Below are 7,051 nucleotides of genomic sequence, written 5' to 3'. Positions count from 1 at the left end.
CAACCCGCTCGCGAAGATCCTTCGAATAGCTCAGACCCATGATCCACCTCCGCAAACGGTGAATCACAAACGCTGCAAAAAGGGAATCGCCCGATTCCGATTTCAGGTCCGACGCTCTAAAGCTTCGTCATGCCGCATGTGACCGGTTCGGAGCCGAGGCCGGCCTATTCGGAATGGAGCTCATCAAAGCTCGGGATCACCGTACCGAAATGGTGGCGCCAAAGCCGAATACCCAGTTCGCCGGAACGATCCAGAGAGGAGCCGACAGTCAACCAACTCAGGAGCGCAGGACTGAGGCCGGCATCAAAGAGGGCAAAGCCGGCGGCGAGGACGCAGGTGTCCGCCTGCAGACCGCAGACCAGCACACGCTCCACCCGCAGGCCTCGGAGATGGCCGATCATCGCGGCTGGCGGCAGATAGCCGTGCTTGACGAAGACCCGGTCGGCCGGAACCAGGCTCTCGTCCGATAGGCCAGGTTTCCAGCCCAACTGGCGCTCGAAAGGCGTCACCGCCTCATCGTGCCTCTCGACGGTCGCGAGTGACGGCATCCCGGCGGCAACGGCCGCAATATCCCGTACCAGCCACTCCGGTGGCGAGAAGCTGGCTTGCACGTCTACGATCAGCAGGGCCTGGCGCATGCTGCGTTTAAGCGCGGGACGCCTTTGGCAGCAACTCCGGCGCCTGTCGTTCGACCGAGCCCGCGCATGCGGCCGGCTTGTACGGGGACACGAGAAAGGGCGTGCGCAGTGATGCACACGCCCGTTTCCGCAAACAGGGTCTCGCCAGGAAAGCACTCGCGGAAACGAAAGCGCTCGCAGAGACGAACACACTCGCAGAGACTTGGATGCCCAGGGCAAGCCGCCCCTGGCACGATCAGACGCGAGGCGAGCGCCGCGCTTTCCGGCTGCCGCAATCGAGGCACGGCCCCTGGTCCGCGTCCATCGCCCCGCCTCCGCCGCATCCCTCCCCAGCGGGAAGGGATGCGCGAAGCCGGCCTGATCAAGCCGTGGCGTAGCCGACCGTGCCCTTGATCTCGAGGAATTCCTCGAGGCCGAAATCGGCGTATTCGCGGCCATTGCCCGACTGCTTGTAGCCACCGAAGGGGGCGCCAGCATCCCAGGCCGGGTAGTTGATGTAGACATTGCCGCTGCGCATCTGCGCCGCAACCTTGCGGGCGCGTTCCAGCGAGCCGGACTGGACATAGGAGGCGAGCCCGTAAGGCGTGTCGTTGGCGCGGGTGACGACTTCCTCTTCCGTCCGATAGGGCAGAATCGAGAGCACCGGACCAAAGATCTCCTCGCGCGCGATCGTCATGTCGTCAGTGACGTTGGCGAACACGGTCGGGCGGACGAAATAGCCGCGGTTGAGGCCCTCTGGGCGGCCCGGACCACCGGTGACGAGATCGGCGCCATCCTTGATGCCGGCCTCGATCAGTGCCTGGATCTTGTTGTACTGCGTCTCGCTGACGACCGGGCCGAGCCAGGTGCCTTCAGCCGAAGCAGCACCGACCTTGAGCGGCTCCGCTGTTGCCTTGGCGATCGCGACCGCCTTGTCATGCAGCCCCGCCGGCACGAACATCCGGGTCGGCGCATTGCAGGACTGGCCACTGTTGCGCATCACGCTCTCGACGCCGAGCTTCACCGCGTGGTTCAGGTCGGCATCGTCGAGGATGATGTTCGCAGACTTGCCGCCGAGTTCCTGATGAACGCGCTTGACGGTGTCGGCCGCCGCCTTGGCGACGAGAATACCGGCGCGGGTCGAGCCGGTGAAGGAGACCATGTCGACCTGCGGATGGCGCGAAATCGCCTCGCCGACCGTCGGGCCATCGCCATTGACGAGATTGAACACGCCCTTCGGCACACCGGCCTCGTGCATGACCTCTGCGAAGATGATCGCGTTCATCGGCGCAATCTCGCTCGGCTTCAGCACCATGGTGCAGCCCGCGGCGAGAGCCGGCGCGACCTTGCACATGATCTGGTTCAGCGGCCAGTTCCAGGGCGTGATCATGCCGACGACGCCGATCGGCTCCTTGGCGATCAGCGTTGTGCCGCGCAGTTCCTCGAACTCGAAGCTCTCGAGCGTCTCGATCATCTTGGCGAGATGCGCGGTGCCCATTCCAGCCTGCGCGCGATGCGCCAGGTCCTTCGGCGCGCCCATCTCCTGCGACAGCGCGTCGGCGATATCGGCATAGCGCGCCTTGTAGGCCTCGAGCAGGCGGCGCATCAGGGCAAGGCGTTCCGCCTTCGACGTCGCGGCAAAGGCCGGGAAGGCCGCGCGTGCGGCAGCAACGGCCTTGTCGACATCGGCCTCGGTGCCGAGCGCGATGGTGGCAAATGCCTCCTCGGTCGAGGGGTCGATGACCTCGAGGGTCTTGCTGCCCATCGGCTGGACCCATTGGCCATCGATGTAGAATTGCAGGGCATGCGACATGGTGCGGTCTCCGTCGGCTGGTCTTGGGGGAGTAATGCTCGTCCCTGAACAGGCCATGTCCGGGGAGCGGCAGCGAGGCGACCGCAGCCCTGAAGCTGGCGACCGGGATTGGCGGCGGACCCGGCCAGCACGCATCGCCCTCGCGAGCGGCTCGTCCAGCTCCACCTGACGGAATGTTTGACGCTATGGCAGCATGGATATGACGATAGGCGGGCGCCCCGCGCTTGTCACCGTCACCAGGCGGGCCTGGCTGGAATGACCGTCATGCACGCCAGGCGGTCGGAGCCCACGGCCGATCTGCAAAGGAAATCCGTTTCAGCTGCGCGACGGCTCAGCTTCGCTTCCCGGGCTTGATCACCGTCACCTTGTGAATGGCGCCGTTGCGGTCATAGGTGGTCCACTCCCCGACCTGCTCGCCACGCTCGAAATAGCCCGAGCGCATGCGAACGCCATCCCTGCGGAACCATTCCCAATAGCCTGTGGGCACTCCGTCGCGCGTCTGGCCACGGGCCCAGACACTGCCATCCTTGTGGTAGTGGACGTAATCCTCCGGCTTGGACTGCTCCATACCCAGCATCTCCCCCAGAACAGGGCTCGCTGCGACCCCAGGCCGGCCGCAGCCCGCCGCATCGCCCATCCTGTATTCGGAATCGGCACGACACAAATCCGTGACCGCCCTGGTTCACAGCCCTGCCTTGCGCTCGGCACCGCTGGCGCATGGCTCGACGGAATTCTACAGTCCGCCATTCCTCAAACACAGGGCAGGCCTTGCAGATCGATGGACAAGCGAGTCGAGACTGATGGGCAGAAGCCGGCCCTGACGGAAGCGGATATCCGCTCCATCATCATCGGCATCATGCTCGCCATGTTCCTGGCGGCGCTGGACCAGACGATCGTCGCGACCGCCATGCCGACGATCGGGCGCGAACTCGGCGACGTCACGCATCTGCCCTGGGTCGTGACCTCCTATCTGCTGGCCTCGACCGCGGTGACGCCACTCTATGGCAAGGTCGCCGACATCCATGGGCGGCGGGTCACGCTGCTCGCCGGCATCGTGATCTTCATCGTCGGGTCGATTGCCTGCGCGCTGGCATCCTCGCTCTGGCTGCTGGTGGTGGCGCGCTTCGTCCAGGGGCTCGGGGGCGGTGGGCTGATCTCGATGGCGCAGACCATCATCGGCGACATGGTGCCGCCGAAGGAGCGCGGCAAATATCAGGTCTATATTGCCAGCGTCTTCTTCTCCTCCTCGCTGCTCGGACCGGTGCTCGGCGGGGTGATCTCCGAGGCGCTGCACTGGTCGGTGATCTTCTGGATCAACCTGCCGCTCGGGCTCCTGGCCTATCTGATGACCGACAAGGCGCTGAAGCGGCTGCCGCGCCATGAGCGACCGCACAAGCTCGATGTCCTCGGCGCCGGGCTGATGACGAGCGCGACGGTGACGCTGCTGCTCGCGCTCTCCTGGGGCGGTGTGCATTATCCATGGGCCTCAGTGCCGATCCTCGGGCTGATCGGCCTGTCGGCACTGCTCTGGATCGCGTTCGCCATTCGCCTCAAGACCGCCGAGGAGCCGCTGATCCCGCTCGCGATTCTGGCCAACCCAGTCGTGCGCATGGGTACGATCGCCGCCGGCTTCGGCATGGGCACCTTCATCGGGCTCACGATCTATCTGCCGCTCTATTTCGAGACGGTCGCCGGCCTCTCGGCGGCCAATTCCGGCATGGGTCTGATCCCGCTGACCTGCGGCACGGTCATTGGCGCGACCGCATCGGGGCGGGCGATGACGCTCCTCAAGCACTACAAGCGCGTGCCGATGGCCGGGCTCTGCATCGCCCTGATCGGGACCGCACTGCTCATCGCCTTCGCCGGCCGGATGTCGCTCATCCCCTTCGGTGTCGTACTGGCCGTGATCAGTCTCGGCTTCGGCACCTTGCTGCCGGTCGCCACCGTCTCGATCCAGAATGCCGTCCAGCCGCACCAGCTCGGCACGACGACGGCAACGGCGAACTTCTTCCGCCAGATCGGCGGGGCGCTGATCGTCGCCGTATTCGGGGCGATCGTGCTCGGCGGAATCGGGGCTGGCTCGGGCGTTACGGCCGAGACCCTGCGGACCGGAACGGCAGACCGTGCCACCATGATCATGCTGTTCCAGTATGTCTTCGCGGCGACTTTCGCGGGCTTTGCACTGGCACTGTTCTTCCTGGCCAGGATGCAGGAGCTGCCCCTGCGCGGCCGCGCCATCGAGGCGGCGAAGGAAATCGCTGGCGAATAGGTCCGGGACAAGCGTCCTCGTCCGCATTTGACGAACATCAAATCGGCGGGGTTGCCGGCAGGCTAGACCGGAGCGCAATCTCGCGCTGCCGCAACTCTGTCACAGCCGCGCGGCAGGTTGAGTTTTCCCGCCAAAGGAGAGCCCCATGTCCGATCTCGTCGTCATCGTATACCCGACCGAGGCCAAGGCCGAGGAGATGCGCCAGAAAGTCATCTCCCTGCAGAAGGAATACCTGATCGAGATCGGCGACGCGGCGATCGCGGTCATGCATGAGGGCGGCAAGATCAAGCTGAACCAGCTCATGAACACCACGGCGCTCGGGGCGGTCTCAGGCAGCTTCTGGGGCCTGCTGATCGGCGCGATCTTCCTGATGCCGGTGTTCGGCGCTGCGATCGGGGCGGCATCCGGTGCGCTCGGCGGTGCGTTGACCGATTACGGCGTCAATGACGGCTTCATGAAGGAACTCTCGACCAGCCTGCAGCCCGGCAACGCCGCGCTCTTCCTGTTGATCCGCAAGATGACCGGCGACAAGGTGCTGGAAGCGATCAAGGGCACGGGCGGCGTGGTGCTGAAGACCTCGCTCGACCACACTCGCGAGCAAGCTCTGCGTGACGCGATCTCGGCCTCGCCGGGAGCACTCGAGCATCCTTCGACGCCGGGCGCGACAGCTACGCCGACGGCCGGCGAAGCGTCCTCGCCCGTGGGTTGAAACGCCCCGGCAGTCTAATGTCATCCCGGGTGACCAGAGGGAGACCCGGGATCCATTCATGACCGCTCACAAGAGCGACCCCGGCGGCGCTACGCCCGTGCCGGGGTCTCAGCCCGAAATCAGTCTCGCAGCAGCTCGTTGATGCCGGTCTTGGCACGGGTCTGGGCATCGACCGTCTTCACGATCACGGCGCAGTAGAGCGAGGGGCCCGGCGTGCCGTCATTCAGCGGCTTGCCGGGAAGCGAGCCGGAAACCACCACGGAATAGGGCGGCACCTTGCCGATATGGACCTGCCCGGTGGCGCGATCGATGATCTTGGTCGAGGCCGAGATAAAGACGCCCATCGAAATCACCGAGCCCTCTCCCACGATCACGCCCTCGACTACCTCGGAGCGGGCGCCGACGAAGCAATTGTCCTCGATGATGGTCGGGTTGGCCTGGAGCGGCTCAAGCACGCCGCCGATGCCAACGCCGCCGGAAAGGTGCACGTTCTTGCCGATCTGCGCGCAGGAGCCGACGGTCGCCCAGGTGTCGACCATGGTGCCAGAATCGACATAGGCGCCAATGTTCACATAGGACGGCATCAGCACGACATTCGGCGCGATGAACGCGCCGCGGCGCACGGCGGCCGGCGGCACGACGCGGAAGCCGGCGGCGCGGAAGCGGTTCTCGCCCCAGCCCTCGAATTTCGAGGGAACCTTGTCCCAGAACACGCCCTCGCCCGGCCCCCCCGCGATGATCTTGTTGTCGTTGAGACGGAAGGAGAGCAGCACGGCCTTCTTGAGCCACTGATGCGTGACCCATTCACCGCCGAGCTTCTCGGCAACGCGGGCCTGGCCGGAATCGATCATCTCGATGGCCTGTTCGACGGCATCGCGCACCGCGCCTTTGGTGCTGACGCCGATCTCAGCCCGGTTTTCCCAGGCGGCATCGATCGTGGCGGCGAGATCGGTCAGGCTCATCGTCGGTCTCCGTTCAGAATGCGCCGGAGCGATGGCGGATCGTGGCAGCGGCGTCAAGGAGAAGCGCGGCGCGCCGCCGAACTTCTCGTCACCAGGTCCCGACGCTCGTGGCCTGGCGTCGACTGCACTGAGGCATCAAGGATCCAGCGGCCGCAGGAACGCCGCAATTGCCCCTCCAACCTCATCAACCTGGACAGGGAATTTCGGAATCATGAATGCGATGAAGCCTTCTCTTTCAAGGCGAGCTGCGACTGCGATCGCCTTGTCGGTCATGATCATGGGCGCAGCCCCCAAGGCCCTTGCGCAGACCCAGCGCGATGTCGATTGGACCAGGCAGAAATGCGTTCGGTACAAGGAGGCCTATGGTGCCGCCATCGCCAAGCGGGGCAAAACAGGGTTGAGCGAAGAATTCCTTGCCCGGCACGATGCCTTCCTTGCGACCAACTGCACGGCACAGGCGGATGTCTGCCCACGTAGCGCTAAGGAGCTTGAGCTGGCTAATATCCTTGTTCTGATGTCCTTCAACGGAGGGCTCTCGAGCACGTTCCTGCCCTTCGCCTGTCGGAAGCCAACATAGCTGCGCCTCCGGATCCCATCTTGAAGTGACAGAGGACGCTCGGTCTATTCCTCGCCGCTGCCGCTTTCCTCTATCGTGAGCGACTTCCACGCCCCATTCGCAAG

The 7,051-nt window shown here is 64.9% G+C and carries 8 protein-coding genes; 3 read left to right on the top strand and 5 right to left on the bottom strand.

Annotation, left to right across the window (positions count from 1 at the left end; genetic code table 11):
• Positions 1–164: 164 nt before the first annotated feature.
• The 3 genes from FG93_RS29760 to FG93_RS29750 form a co-directional block, all read right to left on the bottom strand.
• Complete coding sequence (locus tag FG93_RS29760; protein ID WP_043242284.1) at positions 165–638, bottom strand: cysteine hydrolase family protein; 474 nt, start codon at positions 636–638, stop codon at positions 165–167.
• 361 nt (positions 639–999) lie between these two features.
• Entirely contained in the window at positions 1,000–2,430 is a 1,431-nt protein-coding gene (locus FG93_RS29755) for an aldehyde dehydrogenase family protein (RefSeq protein ID WP_043242282.1), read from the bottom strand.
• Between the two features lie 331 nt (positions 2,431–2,761).
• Positions 2,762–2,998, bottom strand: coding sequence for a toxin-antitoxin system YwqK family antitoxin (locus tag FG93_RS29750; RefSeq protein ID WP_043242279.1), 237 nt, complete (start codon positions 2,996–2,998; stop codon positions 2,762–2,764).
• A gap of 210 nt (positions 2,999–3,208) precedes the next feature.
• Between FG93_RS29750 and FG93_RS29745 the strand changes: the two genes are divergently transcribed.
• On the top strand, positions 3,209–4,699 hold the full coding sequence (locus tag FG93_RS29745; protein ID WP_043242277.1) for an MDR family MFS transporter: 1,491 nt from the start codon (positions 3,209–3,211) through the stop codon (positions 4,697–4,699).
• Positions 4,700–4,844: 145 nt separating this feature from the next.
• Positions 4,845–5,408, top strand: a complete 564-nt coding sequence (locus FG93_RS29740; protein WP_043242274.1) for a DUF1269 domain-containing protein — start codon at positions 4,845–4,847, stop codon at positions 5,406–5,408.
• 119 nt (positions 5,409–5,527) lie between these two features.
• On the opposite strand, the gene dapD is transcribed toward FG93_RS29740, so the two are convergent.
• Both dapD and FG93_RS33100 read right to left on the bottom strand, forming a co-directional pair.
• A complete protein-coding gene (gene dapD / locus FG93_RS29735) occupies positions 5,528–6,370 on the bottom strand; it encodes a 2,3,4,5-tetrahydropyridine-2,6-dicarboxylate N-succinyltransferase (RefSeq protein ID WP_043242272.1) in 843 nt (280 codons plus the stop codon).
• Positions 6,371–6,505: 135 nt separating this feature from the next.
• Entirely contained in the window at positions 6,506–6,649 is a 144-nt protein-coding gene (locus tag FG93_RS33100; protein WP_161783911.1) for a hypothetical protein, read from the bottom strand.
• On the opposite strand from FG93_RS33100, the gene FG93_RS29730 reads away from it, so the two are divergent.
• A complete protein-coding gene (locus FG93_RS29730; RefSeq protein ID WP_152579700.1) occupies positions 6,648–6,947 on the top strand; it encodes a hypothetical protein in 300 nt (99 codons plus the stop codon). The two genes, FG93_RS33100 and FG93_RS29730, sit on opposite strands and share 2 nt — an antisense overlap.
• Positions 6,948–7,051: the final 104 nt, after the last annotated feature.

Source organism: Allobosea sp. LC85 (genome assembly GCF_000735605.1).
Classification (GTDB): Bacteria; Pseudomonadota; Alphaproteobacteria; order Rhizobiales; family Beijerinckiaceae; genus Allobosea.
This window is presented reverse-complemented; position numbering and strand designations above follow the sequence as displayed.

Excerpts from the sequence above, each read along its gene's own strand:
- FG93_RS29760 (WP_043242284.1), bottom strand. The coding sequence starts at position 638 with ATGCGCCAGGCCCTGCTGATCGTAGACGTGCAAGCCAGCTTCTCGCCA.
- FG93_RS29755 (WP_043242282.1), bottom strand. The coding sequence starts at position 2,430 with ATGTCGCATGCCCTGCAATTCTACATCGATGGCCAATGGGTCCAGCCG.
- FG93_RS29750 (WP_043242279.1), bottom strand. The coding sequence starts at position 2,998 with ATGGAGCAGTCCAAGCCGGAGGATTACGTCCACTACCACAAGGATGGC.
- FG93_RS29745 (WP_043242277.1), top strand. The coding sequence starts at position 3,209 with ATGGACAAGCGAGTCGAGACTGATGGGCAGAAGCCGGCCCTGACGGAA.
- FG93_RS29740 (WP_043242274.1), top strand. The coding sequence starts at position 4,845 with ATGTCCGATCTCGTCGTCATCGTATACCCGACCGAGGCCAAGGCCGAG.
- dapD (WP_043242272.1), bottom strand. The coding sequence starts at position 6,370 with ATGAGCCTGACCGATCTCGCCGCCACGATCGATGCCGCCTGGGAAAAC.
- FG93_RS29730 (WP_152579700.1), top strand. The coding sequence starts at position 6,648 with ATGGGCGCAGCCCCCAAGGCCCTTGCGCAGACCCAGCGCGATGTCGAT.
- FG93_RS33100 (WP_161783911.1), bottom strand. The coding sequence starts at position 6,649 with ATGATCATGACCGACAAGGCGATCGCAGTCGCAGCTCGCCTTGAAAGA.